Below are 20,530 nucleotides of genomic sequence, written 5' to 3'. Positions count from 1 at the left end.
GAAGTTTAGAATCCAGTATATGAAGCACATCCGTAACTTTTCAATTATTGCCCACATCGATCACGGGAAATCGACCCTTTCGGACCGCTTAATCCAGGTATGCGGCGGCTTAACAGATCGCGAGATGCAGCAGCAGGTGCTGGATTCGATGGACCTTGAGCGAGAGCGTGGGATCACCATTAAAGCGCAGAGCGTAACGCTAAACTACAAGGCCAATGACGGCGAGACGTATCAGCTCAACTTTATCGATACACCGGGACACGTAGACTTCAGTTACGAAGTATCCCGTTCGCTGGCTGCCTGTGAAGGCGCCTTGTTGGTTGTTGATGCCGGTCAGGGTGTTGAAGCCCAGACTCTGGCTAACTGTTATACCGCGATTGAAATGGACCTAGAAGTGCTGCCGGTGTTGAATAAAATCGACTTGCCGCAGGCTGATCCATTGCGCGTTGCTGAAGAGATTGAAGAAATCGTCGGTATTGAAGCGCTAGAAGCGGTGCAGTGTAGTGCTAAAACAGGTATCGGTATCGATGAGGTACTGGAAATGATCGTGCGCGACGTGCCGCCACCCGAGGGTGAGCCAGAGCAACCTCTGCAGGCATTGATCATAGACTCCTGGTTTGACTCTTACCAGGGCGTAGTGTCATTGGTACGTATTAAGCACGGTGAGTTACGCCGTGGTGACAAGATTAAGATTATGTCGACAGATCAGACGCACATTGCTGATAAAGTCGGTATTTTCACACCAAAACAAACAGAAACGGGTGTCCTGAAAACGGGTGAAGTAGGCTTTGTGATTGCCGGTATTAAAGACATCCATGGTGCTCCGGTGGGGGATACAATTACCCTAACTAAGGAACCAGCTGAGGAGCGTTTGCCTGGCTTTAAGCGGGTTAAACCTCAGGTCTATGCGGGTATGTTCCCTATTTCGTCTGATGACTATGAAAACTTCCGTGATGCACTGAATAAGCTGAGCCTGAATGACGCATCTTTGTTCTTCGAGCCAGAGAACTCAACTGCACTGGGTTTTGGTTTCCGTTGTGGCTTCCTTGGCATGCTTCACATGGAGATTATTCAGGAACGTCTGGAACGTGAATATGACATGGACCTCATCACGACGGCACCAACGGTTGTATACGAAGTGGAAACGAAAGATGGGGTGATCCAGATTGATAACCCATCAGACTTGCCTCCGGTGAATGACATCATCGAAATTCGCGAGCCGATTGTAGAAGCGAATATTCTGGTGCCGCAGGAATACCTGGGTAACGTCATTACTCTGTGTGTTGAAAAGCGTGGCGTACAGACCAAAATGAGCTACCACGGTAAGCAGGTTGCCGTGACGTATGAATTGCCAATGGCTGAAGTGGTCATGGACTTCTTTGATAAGCTTAAGTCGACCAGCCGAGGGTTTGCTTCTCTTGACTACAACTTTAAGCGTTTCCAGACGTCGGACATGGTCCGTGTGGACATTCTGATCAACGGTGATCGGGTTGATGCCCTGGCGATTATTGCACACCGTGAGAATTCTCAAGGTCGTGGACGCCAGTTGGCAGACGCATTGCGTGAGCTGATCCCGCGTCAGATGTTTGATATTGCTATCCAGGCTGCAATCGGCAACCATGTGATTGCGCGAACCACTGTGAAACAGTTACGTAAAAACGTCATCGCGAAGTGTTATGGTGGTGATGTCAGTCGTAAGAAGAAACTACTGCAAAAGCAAAAAGAAGGTAAGAAACGCATGAAGCAGCTGGGCAATGTTGAAGTGCCACAGGATGCTTTCCTCGCGATTCTTAAAGTAGGTAAGTAACAGGAATTATTATGGCAGGTTATTTTTCAGTATTTTTGGTGTTATTGACGCTCGGTTCGGGCTTGATTTGGTTAATCGATCACTTGTTGTATGCGCCCAAGCGTAAAGAGCGAATCGCATTAGCTCAAGGCGCGTCTGAGCAGCCGCTCGATGAAGAAACAATTGAGCAGATAGCACCAGTGCCTGCCATCACTGAAAGCGCCAAATCAATCTTTCCTATGATTGCGGCGATAACAGTGTTCCGCTCATTTATTTTTGAACCCTTCCAGATCCCGTCTGGCTCTATGATGCCGACACTGTTGGATGGTGATTTTATCCTGGTGCAAAAGTACGCGTATGGCATTAAAGATCCGGTCTGGCGCAGCCAATTGGTTGAAATAGATGACCCTCAGCGAGGTGATATCGCGGTGTTTAAATTCCCACTGGATGAGCGCATTGACTTTATCAAGCGTATTATTGGCTTGCCGGGCGATCGCATTGTGTACCGTGATCGTCAGTTATACATCAAGCCTCAGTGTGACGATGGTGAACAACAACGAGATGGCCTGGCGTGTGGTGAATTTAACAAGATCAATTTGGACATTGTTAATCGCGACGAATTTAAACAAGGCGCAATGCAAATGGTTCGTTTGACCGAAAGTTTGCCTAACGTGACGCACGACGTATTAGTCACGCCACAATTGCCAGAGCTGACAGAGCGTTATTATCAACAACCAGGCACGCGTCGTGACGAATGGGTAGTCCCTGAGGGGAGCTATTTTGCGATGGGTGATAACCGCAATAACAGTCAGGACAGCCGTATGTGGGGGTTTGTACCTAAAGAGAACCTGGTTGGTAAAGCGGTATTTATTTGGATGAGTTTTGATTTTGAAAATGGCCAGGACAGCGTTTTGCCTTCCTGGGTTCCAACAGGAGTTCGGTTTGAACGCCTAGGTAATATTCAGTAGCATGAAAAAAAACGTCACAGAATTATATAAGAAAATCGGTTACGAATTCACAGATCAAAGCCTGCTTGAGCAGGCTATGACACATCGTAGCCATAAGGGTCAGCATAACGAACGTCTGGAGTTTTTGGGCGATTCGATTTTAAGCTTTGTTATTGCAAATGCGCTGTATAAGCAGTTTCCAAAAGCGCGAGAAGGCGATCTTAGCCGGATGCGTTCAACGCTTGTGCGAGGGCAAACGCTGGCAGAGTTTGGTGTTGAGTTTGGACTGGGTGATTACCTCAGATTGGGTCCGGGTGAGTTGAAAAGCGGTGGTTATCGTCGAGAGTCAACCCTGGCAGACGCAGTTGAAGCGATTATTGGCGCGGTGTTTTTAGACTCAGACATCGAGACCTGTAAGACGTTGGTATTAAAGTGGTATGACTCGCGTTTGGCGGCAATCTCTCCAGGACATAACCAAAAAGATCCGAAAACTTTGTTGCAGGAATACCTGCAAGCACGCAAGTTACCGCTACCCGGTTATACTGTAATTGACACTAAGGGACAAGCGCACAATCAAACCTTTACGGTTGAATGCATTGTGGAAGGGATGGAAAGTATTATCTCAGTAGGCAGCTCTCGTCGTAAGGCTGAGCAAAAGGCCGCTGAAAAAGCACTAAAGATTTTAAAGAATGACTCCTAATACCCATTGTGGCATGGTCGCGATTGTCGGGCGACCCAACGTTGGTAAATCGACGTTATTAAACAAGCTGGTTGAACAAAAAGTCAGTATCACTTCGCGTAAACCGCAAACTACCCGACATCGCATCATGGGGATCCACACTGAGGATAACTATCAGGCGGTGTACGTTGATACCCCAGGCCTGCATAGCGAAGAAAAGCGTGCCATTAACCGTCTGATGAACCGAGCGGCGTCGAGCTCGATTGGTGACGTTGAGCTGGTGATTTTTGTTGTTGAAGGCACCTTGTGGACCAAAGACGATGAAATGGTGCTGAGCAAAGTTAAAGCCAGCGGCCGACCGGTTTTGGTGGTGATCAATAAAAGCGATCAGGTTAAAGACAAAAGTGAAGCTTTGATGCCGCACTTGCAATGGTTATCTGAGCAAGGTGACTTTGTGGGCATCATTCCAATTTCGGCTAAGCAAAATCGCAATGTCGATATGGTTAAAGCTGAAGTACACAAGCATTTGCCTGCATGCGAGTTTTTCTTCCCGGATGATTATGTCACGGATCGCTCAATGCGATTTTTGGCTGCTGAAATTGTGCGTGAGAAACTAATGCGCTTTATGGGTGATGAACTGCCGTATTCGGTCACGGTTGAAATTGAGCAGTTTAAATGGCTTGATAATGGCGTATGGCAGATCAACGCACTTATTCTGGTGGAGCGTGAGTCGCAAAAGCGCATGGTGATTGGCAACAAGGGTGAAAAGCTCAAAGTCATTGGCCGTGAAGCACGTCGCGATCTGGAAGAAATGCTGGATAACAAAGTGTTCCTCGAGTGCTGGGTAAAAGTGAAGTCTGGCTGGGCAGATGATGAGAGGGCACTGCGTAGTCTTGGCTACGGGGAAGACTAATTGAACAATGACTTTCGACAGGCTTATTTGCTGCATCGCCGACCGCATAGCGACTCTCAGGTGATGCTCAATATGCTGGTCGAAGGGGTGGGTCAGCTGATGATGCTGGCCCGTATTAAAGGGCGTCAGGCGCTCAGACATAATGCACATCTCCAACCCTTCAGCCTGTTACTGGTTCGCTACAGCGGCCGACACGATTTAAAATACCTTAACGACATTGAGCTACATGCTCAGCCTATGGCTTTAAAAGGGCAGGTATTGTATTGTGGTTTCTACCTCAATGAACTCAGTGCACGGGTAATTCCGGTTAATGAACCACTGGAGTCGATATTCTCACTCTACCATCAGCATTTAGTACAGCTTCATAGCCTCGTCGATAGTGCCAATAAGCACCAATTTGAACTGACATTGCGTAGCTTTGAGTTTCAGTTACTGGAGCAACTGGGGTTCGGGGTTGAATTTGATTGTGATGCCGATGGCGAGGCAATTAGTGAGACTGCCTACTATCAATATACCCGAGAGCTGGGATTTATCAGAACAGATGACAGACACATCGGCTTTTTGGGCCGGGTGCTTCAACAGATCGCTCAGCATGACTTTACTGATGATCAAGTCAGGCGTCAGGCGAAGGGCTTAAGCAGATATTTACTCAGGCCGTTACTTGGCCATAAACCGCTGAAAAGTAGAGAGCTATTTCAACCAAGGTAATAACAATGAAAGAAATATTATTGGGCGTAAACGTCGATCATATTGCCACATTGCGCCAGGCGAGGGGCACCAGCTATCCGGATCCGGCTCACGCTGCGGCAGTTGCTGAACATGCCGGTGCAGATGGGATCACCATCCATTTACGTGAAGACCGTCGTCATATCCAGGATAGGGATGTGTATGTAATGGCGAAGACCATTCAGACACGCATGAATCTGGAAATTGCAGTGACAGATGAAATGCTGGATATCGCCTGTGAGGTCAAGCCTGCTTATGTTTGTCTGGTGCCGGAAAAGCGTGAAGAGCTGACCACTGAGGGCGGTCTTGATGTGATAGCCAATAAAGAAAAAGTAGCTCAGGCCGTTGAGCGCCTTGCTGATACGGGTATCAAGGTGTCTTTGTTTATTGATGCTGATCCTAAGCAAATTGATGCTGCTAAAGAGACGGGGGCGCCTTATATCGAAATTCACACCGGTGCTTATGCTGATGCAGAATCAGATGCTGAAATGCAGGCTGAGCTGGAGCGGATCCGCACTGGCGTAAAATATGCGCATGGCCTGGGCATTGTTGTTAACGCGGGTCATGGTCTGCATTATCACAATGTGAAGCCCATTGCTGAAATGCCGGAAATCTATGAGCTCAACATTGGTCATGCGATTATTGCCAGAGCAGCCATTGATGGATTAGAAAAAGCCGTCAGAGATATGAAGCGCTTGATGCTGGATGCTCGCAGCTAATACCAATTTCACTTAATACCTGTTCAATTTGAAGGAGCAAATAGGACGCTAACGGCGTTAAAAATTTCTTATTTAGAACAACTAAATAGCAAAATTTTTGCCTTGTTATCGACACTATTTTCTCGCCTCAAAATGGAACACTGAATTAAGCAAATTGGCATAATATGATGCGAAAGGATCTAAAAAGGGGCTGAATTCAGCCCCTTTTTCTTTACTGTGCTGCCAGATAGTCGATGACGACCTGGTGATGCTCTTTGGTCTTAAATTTGTTGAACACGTGTTTAACGGTGCCATCCTGCCCGATCAGGAAGCTGATGCGGTGGATACCGTCGTATTCTTTGCCCATGAACTTTTTCAGTCCCCAAACGCCGAATGCATCAGCGATGGCATGATCTTCATCAGACAACAAATCAAAGTTCAGTTCTTTTTTGGTCTCGAAATTTTTTAACTTCTTAACCGGATCTGGGCTGATCCCAACGGCTACCGTATTATACTGTGCTAGCTGAGCCTTGTGATCTCTGAGTTGTTCAGCCTGAACAGTGCAGCCTGGTGTTAGTGCCTTTGGATAGAAATACACCAGCACCTGGTTTGATTCCAGAAGTGTGCTGAGTGCAATACTGTCACCATCTTGATTTTGTAAAGTAAACTGCGGTGCCTGAGCGCCTGCTTGTAGCGTATTCATAGGATGCTCCTTAACGAATGCGTCGAAAAATATAATCCAGATCTAGTGAGTTTGAGAGATGCTCGAACTGTATTTTAAATGCGTCGGCATCGACTTCAATGGGAATATTGACTTCGATTTCACAGCGCATATGTAATGCGTCACTTTCTTCGTATGTATCAGACTTCAAAGAACAAATACTGATGTTTTGTTCAGCAAAAAAGCGCGTCACTTTGCTTAGCGTCCCGGGGGCGTCGAGCCCTTTATATTCCAGGGTGTAACCGGCACTGAATTCGTTTTGCTGATGGCTGGCGGTGCGCTTCATCATTGTCAGTAAGCCCAGCTCCATCCCTTTTGTCGGTAAGGTATGCTCAACCCGACTGATTGCCGCCATGTCGCCTGATAACAACATAATGAAAGTAAATTCGTTACCGAGTATCGCTATTCGGCTATCGATGATGTTGCAATTACATTCACTGACCAGCATAGTCAGTTCACTGACAATCCCTGAGCGATCTTCGCCGATTGCGGTCAAAACCAGTTGTTGGTTGGTAAATGTGGTCATTTAAGAGCACCCTATACGCTGAGAATATGGTAATGCCTAACGGCAGGTTTTAGATGTATAGCCGTAAATACTAACATAATTTGGTTACTTGGGATACCGGCAGCGCCAGGCTTTACGGTTTGACTGTGCCAGATAATGGGTCGGACAGGCTCACATCTTGTGTTTACAGGGCGAGGCAAGTAACATAGGGCAAATTTTGCAAGTTGTTTAGGCTCGCCAGACGGATATAAAAAGTTGTTCTGGCAGTGAACCAAATCGGCAATCCCCACTCATATAAAGACGATATTCGTTTACCGTAAATAAATATAACAGGGTTTGCTAAGGAGTTTTATTCGTGCAGTATTGGGTTCCAAAAGCACTGACTTTAGGTGTTTTACTTGGTTTAACGGGATGTAGTGTATTTCCAAATGATGCACATCACAGCAAAAACTACCGCGTTAGTGAAGCCATTAGCGTCCCTGAAGGGCTGGAACAGCCATATCAGGATCCGCAATATAAGATGGCCGTTGCTGATTATGACAATAACTCGGATGACGAAAATAAGCTGTATCGCCCCCCTCAGCAAGTGCTGACGCTGGCACAGGGCAGCTGGGCAGAGAGCAAAGATAGAGTTGCCAAAGTGTATTTCGATAAAAATGATGGTATTGACGATCTGGCTGGTTTCATCTGGCAGTCGTTGGATGGCGTTATGGCGAACCACAATACTCAGATTGCTAAGGATGCCCGTCAGGCAGGCACAGTCGAAACTGACTGGTATGCATTGATCAAAAAAGATGAAGGCTGGTTGTGGGAAGATATTGTTGAAGTATCACGGCAGCGTTTCGCTTTTACTGTTGAGCAAAAAGAACACCAGCGCACTGCTTCTTTGAGTGCGAAGTTACTTGATTATCAAAGTGAAGAGCAGCCGCTCACTGATATGCTTAAACAGCAGTTAGAAGTGCGTGCTCTGAATGAAGTGATCGCAGAATTTGATTATCGTTATCGACTACTGGCAGTTGAACTACGCAAACAGCAGGGCTTGTTATCTCTGGAAGGTGGGTTCGATCAGGATGGTAACGCTGCGATGCTGACACTGGTTGAAAAAAGTGCGGTAATGGATCGTCTGTCGAATTTCCTTGAGCGCGTTAACTTTACAGTCATTCGCCTTGACAGAGACAATGATTTGGTGAAAGTGCGTTATGAAGCTCCTGAGCAAAGCGTCTGGGATTCTATCTGGGGCGAGGAAGCGACGGTCTTGCCTCTGGCGGACGGCGATTATGTCGTGAAAGTATCTACAACGGATGATGGTCAAACGGCGTTGACCTGGTTGGATAGCGAGGAGCAAGTGCTGGATGCACCGACTATGGAGCTGTTGTTGCAATCTCTGTTAGAGGTGTTACGCAGTCGAGGTCTGCAAATATAATATTTTATATAAATCAAAATATTAAAATAAAAACAATGAGTTGAAGTAATATGAAAAAGAGCCTTACGCTCTTTTTCTTTTTAGTGGGTAATCATATGATGTCAGAATCTACGGGTTCAGCGTCGCCAAACTGGCGCACGCTATTTGCGTTTATCGTGCCTTCCCTGATTGGGGTGTTTTTGTTTATGACACCTGTTGCAATCGGCGAAGCCATGACCATTCCTATTGCTGTGATGGCAAAGGCTCTGCAAGGCTGGATAGCCCCCTTTGCGCAGGCTATGATAGTCGCCATAGTTTGCATCACCGGGGTAATGAGTGCTTTTGTTGCCCTGGTGAAACCCAGGCAATTACTAAAAAATCACTTATTCCGGCACTTATTTGCTGTCAGTCCAATTTGGTTAGTGACCCGACTGGCAGGTATGCTGTTCATTCTAATGACCTATTTTAAGGTGGGCCCTGAAGCCATTTACTCTTCAGGTACTGGTGCATTGGTGCTGCATGAGCTTTTGCCTGTGCTGTTTTCTGTGTTTGTGTTAGCAGGTCTTTTGCTGCCTTTGTTACTTAATTTTGGTTTGCTGGAACTGGTTGGTACGTTACTGACGAAAGTGATGCGGCCTTTGTTTGGGGTACCCGGACGCAGTGCGGTGAATTGTGTGGCTTCCTGGCTTGGTGACGGCAGCGTTGGTATTTTGATGACCTCTCGTCAATATGAAGACAAGCACTATACGCAAAGAGAGGCTGCCATCATCGGCACCACGTTCTCTGCGGTGTCTATTACCTTCTGTCTGGTGGTCATTGGTCAGGTTAAACTGGAGCATTTATTTGCTCCCTTTTATCTGACTGTATGTGCCGCTGGTATTACCGCCGCGATTATTGTTCCCCGCTTACCACCATTACGATGGAAAAAAGACTGTTATGTTGACGGCAGTGATGCAAACCCGGGTGCAGAGCTGGTACCTGAGGGTAAAACCCTGTTTGGTCATGCGCTGGACGTCGCACTGGCAAAAGCAGAAAAAGCCCCTGGGGTAAAAGGGACGTTAAAAGAAGGCGTGCATAATGCGCTGGATATGGTGTTTGCTGTTTTGCCTGTGGTGATGGCAGTCGGTACGTTCGCTTTGATCATCGCGGAGCATACGCCTGTTTTTCAGATCCTGGGTAAGCCGTTTATCCCTTACCTTGAGTTGCTTCAAGTACCCGAAGCTGCCAAAGCCGCTGAAACCATTGTCGTTGGCTTTGCAGACATGTTCATTCCGTCTATTTTGGCGGCCTCAAACATTGAAAGCGACGTGACTCGCTTTATTGTTGCAGCATTGAGCGTCACTCAGTTGATCTATATGTCGGAAGTCGGCGCGTTGCTACTGGGCAGTAAGATCCCGGTCAACTTGTTTGAGTTATTCTGTATCTTTATTTTGCGCACGCTGGTGACATTACCGGTGATTGCGCTGATGGCGCACTGGCTGGTAGGTTAAGCTAACTGAAGTAGGGCTGGCGCAGAGCGGCCCTACTTATCTTCCTTTTCCTCGGGTTTGGCCTCTGGCTCTGGTTTGGTTTGCTTATCTAGCTTGCCTTTAACATCAAAGCGGGTCATATATTTCAATAACATAATATTACTGATAATGAACCCAAGGACCATGACAATGATCAGTATCACGTGCCAGGTTGGTAAGGTGTTTTCCATCTTGACTTGCTCCCTATCGCAGGGCCTTCATTGGACGTTCACTTCCATTGTATATCTTAAGCGTTCAATACCTCAAGCATAGACCTGAGTTACTTACAAAACACCCTTGCTACTCACCGTATTAGGCATCAAAGAGCTGAGTCATTTTCCATAATAACAACGTGGTATAGCGCTATTTATGTGTTCTGGAAAGACGGTTTAGGCAAGCTTTGAGAAATATGAGGAACGCGATAATTGTTTGGTTGTCCATATATTAGGTAAGTTGGTGAGATTCTTGAGATCAGCAGCAGCTTTTTTAAGATGCAATTGGTATCATTCCGCTAACAGCGTTGCGACAATATTGATGGCAATAAGCGTGTGATATGACTAATAAGGTGGTTAATTCTTTAATGGAGCATGTTTTAATTTGGCCGGCTCAGTTTCCTTTGCTACTCAAAGGGCTGGTTGAAAATAATGGGGCATTTATCCTGGATGCACTGGAAGCCTGGCCTGAGTGTGAAACACTGACAGACCAACAAGGTGTACGCTCATCGGTTTTACCTCCATTGATGTATATTTTGTGGCTTAAACCATTGGAGCCATTCGAGTCTTGTCATTATCAGCATATTGATGACTACGATGAGGCGCACCAGACTTATTGTGATGACTTACTGGCGCATATTGCCAATGCAGGCGTTAGCCAGGATGAGTTGATTGCCAAATTGTTGGGTGTGTTTGCTCAGTATGCAGATATTAAGGCGCAGCTTGCGTATCATACTGAGGTCTCACCTGCGACACTGCTGCTGAATAAAACTTACACCCGCGCTCTATTGCTACTTCTGCACCACGGTTTAACACTTACAGCACAAGAAGCCTGTGATTTATGGCGTATTGCTGACGAAGAAACACGACAGCAGCTGAGTGATATGCTGAAATCAGTGTTGCAAGACACCGTAGCGACCTTACAGTTGGCCGTTGAGTGTCTGCAAAGCGATGAAGTCTATGTCGGGCTGTTGCAACATTTGTGTGATGGTGACGAAGTTGAACGCCTGCTGGATCAGGCACTCCTGGCTCATGTGATGTCTAAGCAGGCTAAGCAATCTATTGCTCTCAAACTCATAGAGAAAGGGGCCAGTGGACAAAGCAAAGATCAATCTGGTAAGTCGGCCATGATGTGGCTGGTAGAGCAGGGCTTTGTGAGCGCTGCTGAGGCGCTTAAAGAGCAGTATTGCCCCCAATCCTTGGATGATCTTGGCCGTAATCTGATGCACTATGCGGTGCTCTCTAATTCAACAGCCATGCTAGAGCTGGTTGAGTCTATGGGTGTAGACCCGAGACTGGCAGATGTCACTGGAATGACGCCTTATCGCTTGGCAAATCAGGCACAAGCGGTCGCAGCAAAGAAGTTTCTCGAAGCGCGGGGTATCATTGAGTTATCTTTTGCGGCCAAGTATGAGAAAGTCGCACGGGTTTACAGTTTGTATGCATTGGTAGCAATTCTGATGCCGGTGCAACTGAATTTCTTTTTTAATGAGTCACACAGTAACAAGCTGTCTGCAACCATCATGATCTCCAGTCTGACACTGCTGTTTTTCGCGCTTGCTCGTTGGCAAAAGCGCAGTCCGCTCTACCCGCAGGATGCGTCACCCTGGAGCCTGATTGGTGTTAATGTGTTGGCCTGGCTGAGTATGTCACTGCAATTTTTATTCAGTGTCGTGGTGTTGATAGCGGTGATGGGTAGCTAAAAGCAGAGCACAAGCTCTGCTTTTAATGGGGGACAGTAGCGAGAGAATCAAATCACTCGGTAAGTGGCGTATTGAATTCCGCCGGTTTATCAAAATCCCCTGAAATATCATTCAATGCATCACCGTTGAAATAAACCACCAGCTCTTTGCGTTGCTCTGAGTCTCTACCCAGATTGAACACATAAGAGTAATGCCAGATTTCGCTGTTAAACGCGTCTTTAGCCACAGGCGTGCCCAATACATATAAAACTTGCTCTTTTGTCATAGCAATTCTGAGCTTATCGACATCGGACTGCTCCAGGAAGTTACCCTGAGGCACATTTATCCGGTATACCCAGCTGGAACAGGCAGACAGCAATGTCGTTGCAAGAATAATACTAAGCCAAACAAAAAGGCGCTTTTTTAACTGCATGTATGTGTATCCTTATTTTTGGTTGTATGAATGATACAGAATGGATAAAGAAGGTAAAGTAGAATTATTGGTAAGTTTCGACTGTTCACCGTTAAAATAGTTCCATTAATTGTATTGAGTGGTCAAAGCAATGAGCAAACCCCAGCAGCCCTGGTACCTGTACATAATTGAAAATCGATTTGGTCATTGGTATACCGGCATCACCAACGATGTTTCTCGGCGTTTTGCCGAACATGATGCTGGCAAAGGCGCCAAGAATTTGCGTGGCAAAGGTCCGTTAAAGCTGGTTTACAGCTTGGCGGTGGAAGATAAGCGCACTGCAGCCCGGCTCGAATGGCGCTTTAAGCGGTTATCTAAGTCACGCAAGGTTGCGCTCGTTCAGGGGGCGGCTGACACCGATAACGCTGATATAAAAGCACTGATATGTTCCGACACCTGATTCAGTTTGGGCAGGTTTACCTTATCAAACTGGTCTTTTGGAGTGTGGTGATTGGGGTCAATGCCCACGCCAAAATAAGCGAAAGGTATTCCGACTTTATGGAAGGCATAGTGATCACTGGCTCGGAGCCAGTCTACTCGCGGCGTGTCTAAGCGACGTGCCATACTGGTCGCAGATGTATAAACCAGAGCACGGATCTGGTTGTCAAAAGCAGGCTCAATGGCATCGGTAAACTCACTTGCCTGTTTTGAGGCAAGGACATACAAACGATTTTTTCCGCTTACAGCGAGCATATCCAGATTGATATTCAGGGCAACCTGGCTGGGCGTCAGCGTGGCTGCGAAAAAATGTGCGCCGTAGAGGCCTTTTTCTTCGGCATCGGTGGCTACAAATGTGATTTCCCGGTGCCTATGCTGTGAGGCCAGGCGCTGCGCAATGTCCAGCATCACCACCACGCCAGAGGCATTGTCATTGGCGCCGGGATAATAACGCGAGCCCCTGCTGCCCAAATGGTCGTAATGGGCACTGATCACCAATGCTTTGTGGCATACCGGCGCGTTGCAGGGCAAGGTGGCAACAACATTGTGACCATGTCCTAGCTTACCGAGCCCCTGACGAAAGCGAAAAGACTGATAATAGGTATCTAACCCCGCCTCCGCGAAGCGTGTGTGAATATAGCGGGCACTTTCATTTATGGCGATGCCGCCTGAACCCCGACCCGCGTGTTCCGGGCTGGTCAGTACCTTTAGGTCTGTTTCCAGCTGCGTATTCGCATGCGCAGTAGCGGTAATACAACAAAGCCATAGGGCACTAATTTTTAGCCGTTGCACTGAGCCACTCCAGCTTGTTCTGATAGCGTTTCTTGTCATGGTTGAAACTAGCGTGGTTCAACGCCCGGTTTAGAAATGTTCTGCTCAGCTCAAGCTCACCCTGTATATAGTAGACTTTTGCCAGGCCAAAGTAACCTTCGTGGATTGACGCCGACAATTTGTTTGCGGCGCGGTAATGCTTCAGTGCCTGATCGTAGTTTTCAGCGGCAAAGGCTTCGTCACCGAGTGCAATTAAATAATAGGGGTTATCCTTACGCAGTGCATGTAACTGTGTTCTGATCTCTTGCGCTTTGTGTGGTCTGTCAGTCAGTTCGTATAACAGTGCTAAATTACCCAGCGCAGTTTTGTTTTCGTCATTGATGCGCAGTGCCTGTTGATACAGAGATTCGGCTTGTGCGTTGTGATCGTTAATGCGATAGAGCACGGCCAGATTCCCCCAGGCTGCTGAGTAGAGTGGATCAATGTCTATGGCAGCACGAAAGTAGCTATATGCCTGATCCATTTCTTTATTGATCATGTGCATGGCGCCTCTGTTGCTGTAAAACATGGCGGTGATACGCTCTTTACTGATTTTAGAGGTAGCGAATTTTTGTTGTCGGCTGTTGGGGTCAAAGTCAATAACAACCCGGGCCGGGCGCGTATATAGCACCTCGCGATTTTCGCTGTTTTTCCGGGCTCCGGAATTAGTCTGGGTCACCACTAAGTTAACGTGTCCGGTCAGCAGGCTGTAGCCTTTGGTTTGTGCCCAGTACTCTGGGATATGTACGCGTTGAAACTGGCCCTTAAAGCCCAGGTAATCCGATAAGCTATAAGCGAGGATCGACAGTGACAGGCAATTGGCATTGAGGTTATAAAAGGCATCTGAGGCACTGAGGTTGGCACCGCGCATATATGCGAGGCTTGAATCGCCATTTTCAACTAAAAATTGCAGTAACTGCTCTGCCACTTTGATATTAGAGCCATTGTTGCGTTCCAGGTAACGGTCTAATGTGGCCCGAATATTGGCATCTAGTGCAAAGATACTGCTTTGTGTTTCTACTTCATATTGTCTGAAGGGGGCATTATCGAGCAGTACCATGTTGATTTCAGGCTGGACCTTGGTTGTTTCACATCCGCTGAGTAACAAAGTGGAGGCGGCCAACAAAGGGCAAAGATAGCGTCTGGCAAAACGAGTATACGACAACATAAAGACGTTCCTAAATCTACAGCTTACTTTTAGTGTAGCTATTTTGACCGGTTAAGGAAGCAAAAATTGTTACAATCCATTGCAGTAAATACACGTTATATCGGGGAGATGGGCCTGTAAGACAGGTCATAAAAGAAACAATAAAGCAGGTTTTTTGTGTAAGTAAGTGGCCACATACAAGTGGCCACTTGGCACCTAACGCTAGAAGCTGGCAACCAGTTTATCGAGTGCTTTGGCCGAATTAGCCAGCTGCTGGATCGCCTGCTCAGTGTCGAGTTGCTCACTCATTACAGCGTCACTGATCACACTGATCTGCTCGATGCTGCGTCCGACATCTGCGACCACGTTACTCTGCTCCTCGGTGGCTGTCGCGATTAAAGTGGTCATATCGTTGATCTGATCGGCAGTTTCACTAATGGTATTCATCAGCTCTACTGACGTTTGCATATTGTTGACGCTTTGCTGCGCTTGATCAGAGGATTGTGCGATTTGTGTCACGATCGAATCCGATGCAGCGGTAAGCTCCTGGATTGTCGCCTGAATCTCGTCTGTTGATTGGGAGGTTCTACTCGCCAGTGCCCTGACTTCGTCTGCAACAACCGCAAAACCACGACCGTGTTCACCAGCGCGGGCAGACTCTATTGCTGCATTGAGTGCAAGGAGGTTGGTTTGTTCTGAAATCCCTCTGATCACATCTAAAATACTGGCGATGGATTGTGTTTTGCTCGCCAACGTTGCGACCTGATCTGCCATTTGTTGTATATCCAGTGCTAACTGATGCAAGGTAGATTGGCTTTGTTGCACACAACTGTGGCTGTGTTTGGTGTGCTCGCGGCTTTCATCGGTGAGTTTGGCGGTATTGTTGGCACTGCCTGCTATTTCCTGCACCGTTGCGGCCATCTGGTTTATTGCCGCTGCAACAGAGAGTGTTTGAGATTTTTGCTCATCCAATGACGATGAATTTTTCTTTGCCTGGGTAAAAACATGCTCACTGGCAATGCGTATATCGCTGCTTTCTTTCGCAACGTTACAGATCGCGGCTTCTATTTTTTCAATGAACTGATTAAACCCCTGACCCAGAGCTTGTAGTTCAGGTTGCTCCGCATTAGGCACCCGGTAATTCAGTTTTGCATCACCGCTACCGAGCTGACGGAACACGTCAGCCATTTTTAGCAAGGGTGCACTGAGGTTGCGTGCCATCAGCATACTCGCAATACAGACCACAACCACGACGACCAGTGACCAGATCACAATTTGCCACTGTAAAGAAGAGACTTGTGCAAAGACTTCTGATTTAGGCACTTGCGCAATAACAAGCAGATCGGTGCCTGCTATCGGGCTGGCAGCAACCAAAGACGGTGTGCCATTGGCCTCCAGGTCGAGCACAACAAAGTCGCGACTATTGCGCAACTGTCCGGCAGCTTGCGAGCCATATAAGTCGATTAACTTGGTTTTGGCTACTTTGCTCGCGTCAGGATGAAGCTGCACAACGCCCTGAGATTTTTCGACCACAAAAACAAAGCCACTTTGCTCAATGGTCATGTTAGCCAGCATGGTTTGCATGGCATCTATACTTTTTGCAAGGCCGGCCAGACCAATGCCATTAGTTTGCTGATGGTTGACAAACATTTTCACATCGCCCGGCGCTTCCTGGTAAATGCTAATGGAATACTCTTCAGCGCTTTGTGTGAAGTGGAAAAACCAACCATCTTGTTGCTGGTTGAGGACACGCAAAAAGCCGTTTTGGTTCCAGTACTGATGCGTTTCCCTGTTTGCCCAGGAGGCGGTAACCAGTGCGTATTGATTTTGCACGCGCGCCAATTCAGTAAGCAAAACTTGCTCATCTAACTGACCTTTGTTGACCGCATCAAGTAAAAATTGATTGCTTGAAAGTTGTTTTGCCGCACTCTTAAGCTGGCCAATTTGTTGGCTAATCGACTTGTTGATGCTCTCAACCTTGCTGGGTAATTCAGAGCCCAGCATGCGCGTCTCGATCATAGACTTAGCCTGATAGGTTGAAATAAAGCCGATCAGACAAGCGACAACAACCGCGATTAGACTGCCTAGCAGAGTAATACGTTGTGTAATTGTTAAACCAGTGTTATGCATTAAAGTTACTACTTCTATATCCCGTGGCTTATAATTTTAGCATGGTCAATAATTAACACCTATAGGTATAAAGTCGTTGTCACAATACTGTCATGTTTTATAAGGTAAAAAAGCCCGCTGCATAGCAGGCGGGCCTTGGTTTCTAACAAGCGAACTAAAATGGCAAAAAAGGGCAGAGTTCAATGCACTTAAAAGATTATTGTACTCTTTCTTTTCAAATGGTTAGATGATCTTCTTCATGGCTGACATGTAGCCTCGTAAGGTATTTCCAACCACTTCAACCGGATGATTACGGATTGCCGCATTGACTTGGATCAGCGTCTGGTTGTCCACTTCATTGGAGTTGTTCGGCAACCCTTTACCAATGACTTCTGTACCGATTTTTTCCATAAATGGTTTGAGCAACGGTAAGCAAGCATGATTGTATAAATAACAGCCGTATTCCGCTGTGTCTGAGATTGTCCGGTTCATTTCGAACAGCTTTTTACGGGCAATCGTATTGGCGATGAGCGGCGTTTCATGCAAAGACTCATAATAGGCTGACTCTTCGATGATGCCCGCGGCTGTCATCGTTTCGAACGCCAGTTCTACACCTGCTTTAACCATGGCGACCATCAAAATACCGTTGTCAAAGAACGCTTGTTCTGTAATTTCTTGCTCGCAGTTTGGCTGTTTCTCAAACGCGGTTTCTGCGGTTTCAGCGCGCCAGCTGAGTAACTTGGCATCGTCTTCTTGCCAGTCAGCCATCATACCCTGAGAGAACTCACCACTGATGATGTCGTCCATATGTTTATTGTATAAAGGGCGCATGAGTGTTTTAAGGTCTTCACTTAAGTCAAACGCCTTGATTTTCGCCGGGTTGGACAGGCGGTCCATCATATTGGTGATACCACCGTGTTTGAGTGCTTCAGTGATCACTTCCCAACCGTACTGGATAAGTTTTGAGGCATAACCCGCTTCAATGCCTTGTTCGACCATTTTATCAAAGCATAGCAATGAGCCGGTTTGTAGCATACCGCACAGTATGGTCTGTTCACCCATTAAGTCAGACTTTACTTCGGCGATGAAGGACGAGTGGAGTACACCAGCTTTGTGCCCACCTGTTCCCGCTGCATAGGCTTTAGCCTGAGCCAGACCATGACCTTGAGGGTCATTTTCCGGGTGCACTGCAATTAAGGTCGGCACGCCAAAGCCACGCTTGTATTCTTCTCGAACCTCAGTGCCCGGACACTTAGGTGCCACCATGATAACGGTTATGTCTTCACGTACTTGCATACCTTCTTCAACGATATTGAAGCCATGGGAATAGGCGAGTGTGGCCCCATGTTTCATCAGTGGCATCACGGCTTCAACTACCGCTGTGTGTTGCTTGTCTGGCGTCAGGTTAAGAACCAGATCAGCCTGTGGGATCAAGGTTTCGTAGGTACCCACTTCAAAGCCATTTTCGCTGGCATTTTTAAATGACTGGCGTTTTTCATCAATGGCAGACTGACGCAGCGCATAGCTGACATCTAACCCTGAATCGCGTAAGTTCAGACCCTGGTTCAGGCCCTGAGCGCCACAGCCAATGATCACCAGTTTTTTACCAAGCAGGACGTTAACACCGTCCTCAAACTCTTTTGGGTCCATGAAATGGCACTGCGCCAGTTGGGCTAGTTGCTCACGCAGTGGCAGTGAATTGAAATAGTTCGCCATGATTTGTCCTGTCTGATTGTTCTAACATAATGAGTTAGGTTCTAGACTAGTAATAAGTTTAAGTTGCGTAAAATGATATATTTAAACTATTGTATTTCATATTGTGAAATACATAGAGTGAACAATTTGAGATGGACCATAAACAACTTAAGTACTTTCTGGCATTGGCGGATACGTTGCATTTTTCCCGCGCCAGTGAGCGCTGCTATATTAGCCCCCCAACGCTGAGTCGGCAGATAAAACAGCTTGAAGAGGAGGTTGGCGCGCCGCTATTTATCCGTGACAACCGCAGTGTCGCTCTGACATCACAAGGGCAGGCTTTTATTCATTACGCGCAGGCTACACTGGCAAGTTGGCGCCAGTTTAAAAGTGAATGTCTGGATGAAGACAAGCCGCTCAGTGGTGAGCTGAGCTTGTTTTGTTCTGTGACTGCCTCTTACAGTTTTATCTATGACTTGTTTGCCCGTTACCGACAGGATTTCCCTCAGGTAGAGCTTAACTTGTTGACTGGCGATCCGGCAAACTCTATTGCTCAAGTACAGGGAGAAGTGGTTGATGTTGCCGTTGCCGTTCGGCCCCGTAACCTGCCCCAGGGGCTGGAATACCTCAGTATTGGTCGCTCACGGCTGCTGTTTATTGCGCCAACGATGAAATGCCCTTTGAGTGAGCTGCTGGAGCAGCAGCGTGGAGAACTACCCTGGCAACAGGTACCTTTCATTGTGCCCGAGCATGGTGTTTTGAAAGAGCGTCTGGATGTGTTTTTTAAGAAGAAAGCACTACAGCCGAAGATCTATGCACATGTTTCCGGTCATGAGGCCATGGTTGCTTTGACCAGCCTGGGCTTCGGCATTGCTTATGTGCCAGAAGTCGTATTAGAGCAAAGCCCGTTTAGAAACCAGGTTCAGACGTTGGGGTTGCAAAGCGAAGAGATTGAAATCGGCCTGGTATGCAAGAAGAAACGTCTTCAGGACCCGGTGGTTAGTGCCTTATTTCGGGTTGCGGCGCGTTTGTTCGCCGCGTAAAGCGTTTGTTCAGCTAGGGTCACTAGACTAGCCTGCATAGTTAGTTTTAACGAGGCTTTTTCGTGTCAACGGTATTAATCGCACAAGATGAAAAAGGACACAGCATCGCACCTTTTGAGGCATTGCAACAGCATGGTTATGTTATGCGGTTTATGAATATTCATGAGGCAACTCGTAAAGGGTATCCGGCTCAACAAGTAGACAGTATTGTGATTGGTCAGGCTCTGGCAACCAGTGCGCAGTACGATACTATTAATACACTCAAATCCTGCTTCGATGCGCCTTTAATGGTAGCGCTTGACGAGGACAATGAAGATTTGCAGAGCCTGATGCTGGAACTGGGCGCAGACGATGTTATCCCCTGTATGGCCAAACCCCGATTATGGCGTGCCCGGCTTGATGCTTTGATACGTAAACACCCGGCCATATCGGCCATGCAGTCTGAAACGCCAGATGAGCTCCACTTTGGCCAGCTTTACCTGAATTTGCATGAGCGCAGTGTTTCACTGAAAAAGCAACCGGTTAGCTTGACCAGTCATGAGTTTGAGTTACTCTGGCTGTTGGCTTCTCGCGCCCCGGACGTTGTCAGTCGCGAAGACATTTATAAAAAGGTGGTTGGACAGCATTACCAGGCAAACAGTCGCACGGTAGATGTGCGTGTATCATGTTTGCGCAGAAAACTGGGAGATACCGCTGTCGGCGCAGAAAAAATTAAAACAGTTTGGCGTAAAGGTTATCTGTTTGTAAAAGATGCCTGGTGAACCTAAAGCTTAGCTCATAATTTGACGAAATTTCCACATTGGATAGTTCCAATTATTCGAACTATCCATTCGCTCTCGTTTGTACATTGCTTCTTTTTCCTCTTTTGTTCTAGTGACACTGTCGCCTCAATAGTCTATATAAATCAAACATATATTTTTATTTCATATCTAGTTTAGTTGTCCCTAACCGATTTATGTGGGCAGTGAAATTGCGCATTCCTTGATCTAAATCGTGTATTTAGCAACGTAAATAGAATTGATTGCTATTTAAAGCGG

Annotated in this window: 20 protein-coding genes; 12 read left to right on the top strand and 8 right to left on the bottom strand. The window is 46.9% G+C overall.

All coding sequences use genetic code 11. The features are described from left to right. The first annotated feature begins 19 nt into the window (after window positions 1–19). Genes lepA through pdxJ form a run of 6 tightly spaced genes read left to right on the top strand, consistent with a single transcriptional unit; the run spans window position 20 to window position 5,770 of the window. Window positions 20–1,807, top strand: coding sequence for a translation elongation factor 4 (lepA, locus tag MHN31_RS02315; protein WP_010382307.1), 1,788 nt, complete (start codon window positions 20–22; stop codon window positions 1,805–1,807). 11 nt (window positions 1,808–1,818) lie between these two features. After that, complete coding sequence (gene lepB / locus MHN31_RS02310) at window positions 1,819–2,754, top strand: signal peptidase I (RefSeq protein WP_138537545.1); 936 nt, start codon at window positions 1,819–1,821, stop codon at window positions 2,752–2,754. A 1-nt stretch (window position 2,755) separates the two neighbouring features. After that, the gene (rnc, locus tag MHN31_RS02305; protein WP_010382304.1) at window positions 2,756–3,433 is read left to right on the top strand and encodes a ribonuclease III; all 678 of its coding nucleotides are present in this window, start codon (window positions 2,756–2,758) and stop codon (window positions 3,431–3,433) included. Then, window positions 3,423–4,325, top strand: a complete 903-nt coding sequence (gene era, locus MHN31_RS02300; RefSeq protein ID WP_049864276.1) for a GTPase Era — start codon at window positions 3,423–3,425, stop codon at window positions 4,323–4,325. Before rnc ends, era begins: the two co-directional genes overlap by 11 nt. Further along, on the top strand, window positions 4,326–5,033 hold the full coding sequence (recO, locus tag MHN31_RS02295) for a DNA repair protein RecO (RefSeq protein ID WP_125560143.1): 708 nt from the start codon (window positions 4,326–4,328) through the stop codon (window positions 5,031–5,033). A 5-nt stretch (window positions 5,034–5,038) separates the two neighbouring features. After that, window positions 5,039–5,770, top strand: a complete 732-nt coding sequence (gene pdxJ, locus MHN31_RS02290) for a pyridoxine 5'-phosphate synthase (protein ID WP_194866840.1) — start codon at window positions 5,039–5,041, stop codon at window positions 5,768–5,770. 211 nt (window positions 5,771–5,981) lie between these two features. Here pdxJ and bcp read toward each other — a convergent pair whose 3' ends face one another. Both bcp and MHN31_RS02280 read right to left on the bottom strand, forming a co-directional pair. Next, the gene (gene bcp, locus MHN31_RS02285; RefSeq protein WP_125560147.1) at window positions 5,982–6,452 is read right to left on the bottom strand and encodes a thioredoxin-dependent thiol peroxidase; all 471 of its coding nucleotides are present in this window, start codon (window positions 6,450–6,452) and stop codon (window positions 5,982–5,984) included. Window positions 6,453–6,462: 10 nt separating this feature from the next. Next, the gene (locus MHN31_RS02280) at window positions 6,463–6,996 is read right to left on the bottom strand and encodes an ACT domain-containing protein (protein WP_010382295.1); all 534 of its coding nucleotides are present in this window, start codon (window positions 6,994–6,996) and stop codon (window positions 6,463–6,465) included. 334 nt (window positions 6,997–7,330) lie between these two features. On the opposite strand from MHN31_RS02280, the gene bamC reads away from it, so the two are divergent. Both bamC and MHN31_RS02270 read left to right on the top strand, forming a co-directional pair. Further along, on the top strand, window positions 7,331–8,398 hold the full coding sequence (gene bamC, locus MHN31_RS02275; protein WP_125560149.1) for an outer membrane protein assembly factor BamC: 1,068 nt from the start codon (window positions 7,331–7,333) through the stop codon (window positions 8,396–8,398). Window positions 8,399–8,496: 98 nt separating this feature from the next. After that, a complete protein-coding gene (locus MHN31_RS02270) occupies window positions 8,497–9,867 on the top strand; it encodes a YjiH family protein (protein WP_138537685.1) in 1,371 nt (456 codons plus the stop codon). A gap of 32 nt (window positions 9,868–9,899) precedes the next feature. Here the strand turns inward: MHN31_RS02270 and MHN31_RS02265 are convergent, their stop codons facing one another. After that, window positions 9,900–10,076 (bottom strand): DUF2897 family protein, encoded by a 177-nt coding sequence (locus tag MHN31_RS02265; RefSeq protein WP_125560151.1) that lies wholly within the window; start codon window positions 10,074–10,076, stop codon window positions 9,900–9,902. Between the two features lie 362 nt (window positions 10,077–10,438). Here MHN31_RS02265 and MHN31_RS02260 point away from each other — a divergent pair, with 362 nt between their 5' ends. Then, window positions 10,439–11,800, top strand: coding sequence for an ankyrin repeat domain-containing protein (locus MHN31_RS02260; protein WP_194866838.1), 1,362 nt, complete (start codon window positions 10,439–10,441; stop codon window positions 11,798–11,800). Between the two features lie 52 nt (window positions 11,801–11,852). On the opposite strand, the gene bamE is transcribed toward MHN31_RS02260, so the two are convergent. Continuing rightward, window positions 11,853–12,212, bottom strand: a complete 360-nt coding sequence (gene bamE, locus MHN31_RS02255) for an outer membrane protein assembly factor BamE (protein ID WP_239443358.1) — start codon at window positions 12,210–12,212, stop codon at window positions 11,853–11,855. A gap of 130 nt (window positions 12,213–12,342) precedes the next feature. Between bamE and MHN31_RS02250 the strand changes: the two genes are divergently transcribed. Then, window positions 12,343–12,651: a GIY-YIG nuclease family protein gene (locus tag MHN31_RS02250; RefSeq protein WP_049864269.1), complete on the top strand. Its 309-nt coding sequence runs from the start codon at window positions 12,343–12,345 to the stop codon at window positions 12,649–12,651. Here the strand turns inward: MHN31_RS02250 and MHN31_RS02245 are convergent. The 4 genes from MHN31_RS02245 to ilvC all read right to left on the bottom strand — a co-directional run bounded on the left by MHN31_RS02245 (window position 12,591) and on the right by ilvC (window position 18,471). Continuing rightward, the gene (locus tag MHN31_RS02245) at window positions 12,591–13,481 is read right to left on the bottom strand and encodes a M20/M25/M40 family metallo-hydrolase (RefSeq protein ID WP_164517527.1); all 891 of its coding nucleotides are present in this window, start codon (window positions 13,479–13,481) and stop codon (window positions 12,591–12,593) included. The genes MHN31_RS02250 and MHN31_RS02245 overlap by 61 nt on opposite strands. After that, window positions 13,462–14,667, bottom strand: a complete 1,206-nt coding sequence (locus tag MHN31_RS02240) for a tetratricopeptide repeat protein (protein WP_239443357.1) — start codon at window positions 14,665–14,667, stop codon at window positions 13,462–13,464. Before MHN31_RS02240 ends, MHN31_RS02245 begins: the two co-directional genes overlap by 20 nt. Window positions 14,668–14,868: 201 nt before the next feature. Further along, the gene (locus tag MHN31_RS02235) at window positions 14,869–16,776 is read right to left on the bottom strand and encodes a methyl-accepting chemotaxis protein (protein ID WP_239443356.1); all 1,908 of its coding nucleotides are present in this window, start codon (window positions 16,774–16,776) and stop codon (window positions 14,869–14,871) included. 222 nt (window positions 16,777–16,998) lie between these two features. Continuing rightward, window positions 16,999–18,471, bottom strand: coding sequence for a ketol-acid reductoisomerase (gene ilvC, locus MHN31_RS02230; protein ID WP_239443355.1), 1,473 nt, complete (start codon window positions 18,469–18,471; stop codon window positions 16,999–17,001). Window positions 18,472–18,602: 131 nt separating this feature from the next. Here ilvC and ilvY point away from each other — a divergent pair, with 131 nt between their 5' ends. Together ilvY and MHN31_RS24335 are read left to right on the top strand one after the other, a co-directional pair. Beyond that, complete coding sequence (gene ilvY / locus MHN31_RS02225; protein WP_125560165.1) at window positions 18,603–19,493, top strand: HTH-type transcriptional activator IlvY; 891 nt, start codon at window positions 18,603–18,605, stop codon at window positions 19,491–19,493. A 62-nt stretch (window positions 19,494–19,555) separates the two neighbouring features. Next, complete coding sequence (locus MHN31_RS24335) at window positions 19,556–20,254, top strand: response regulator transcription factor (RefSeq protein ID WP_239443354.1); 699 nt, start codon at window positions 19,556–19,558, stop codon at window positions 20,252–20,254. Window positions 20,255–20,530: the final 276 nt, after the last annotated feature.

It is taken from the genome of Pseudoalteromonas sp. McH1-42 (assembly GCF_022347845.1).
Taxonomy (GTDB): Bacteria; Pseudomonadota; Gammaproteobacteria; order Enterobacterales; family Alteromonadaceae; genus Pseudoalteromonas; species Pseudoalteromonas rubra_D.
The sequence above is the reverse complement of the archived record's forward strand: the minus strand, read 5'-3'. Positions and strand labels throughout refer to the sequence as shown.

Bases quoted from the DNA above. Each gene is read 5' to 3' on its own strand.
- lepA (WP_010382307.1), top strand. From the start codon at position 20: ATGAAGCACATCCGTAACTTTTCAATTATTGCCCACATCGATCACGGG.
- lepB (WP_138537545.1), top strand. From the start codon at position 1,819: ATGGCAGGTTATTTTTCAGTATTTTTGGTGTTATTGACGCTCGGTTCG.
- rnc (WP_010382304.1), top strand. From the start codon at position 2,756: ATGAAAAAAAACGTCACAGAATTATATAAGAAAATCGGTTACGAATTC.
- era (WP_049864276.1), top strand. From the start codon at position 3,423: ATGACTCCTAATACCCATTGTGGCATGGTCGCGATTGTCGGGCGACCC.
- pdxJ (WP_194866840.1), top strand. From the start codon at position 5,039: ATGAAAGAAATATTATTGGGCGTAAACGTCGATCATATTGCCACATTG.
- bcp (WP_125560147.1), bottom strand. From the start codon at position 6,452: ATGAATACGCTACAAGCAGGCGCTCAGGCACCGCAGTTTACTTTACAA.
- MHN31_RS02280 (WP_010382295.1), bottom strand. From the start codon at position 6,996: ATGACCACATTTACCAACCAACAACTGGTTTTGACCGCAATCGGCGAA.
- MHN31_RS02270 (WP_138537685.1), top strand. From the start codon at position 8,497: ATGTCAGAATCTACGGGTTCAGCGTCGCCAAACTGGCGCACGCTATTT.
- MHN31_RS02265 (WP_125560151.1), bottom strand. From the start codon at position 10,076: ATGGAAAACACCTTACCAACCTGGCACGTGATACTGATCATTGTCATG.
- MHN31_RS02260 (WP_194866838.1), top strand. From the start codon at position 10,439: ATGACTAATAAGGTGGTTAATTCTTTAATGGAGCATGTTTTAATTTGG.
- bamE (WP_239443358.1), bottom strand. From the start codon at position 12,212: ATGCAGTTAAAAAAGCGCCTTTTTGTTTGGCTTAGTATTATTCTTGCA.
- MHN31_RS02250 (WP_049864269.1), top strand. From the start codon at position 12,343: ATGAGCAAACCCCAGCAGCCCTGGTACCTGTACATAATTGAAAATCGA.
- MHN31_RS02240 (WP_239443357.1), bottom strand. From the start codon at position 14,667: ATGTTGTCGTATACTCGTTTTGCCAGACGCTATCTTTGCCCTTTGTTG.
- MHN31_RS02235 (WP_239443356.1), bottom strand. From the start codon at position 16,776: ATGCATAACACTGGTTTAACAATTACACAACGTATTACTCTGCTAGGC.
- ilvC (WP_239443355.1), bottom strand. From the start codon at position 18,471: ATGGCGAACTATTTCAATTCACTGCCACTGCGTGAGCAACTAGCCCAA.
- ilvY (WP_125560165.1), top strand. From the start codon at position 18,603: ATGGACCATAAACAACTTAAGTACTTTCTGGCATTGGCGGATACGTTG.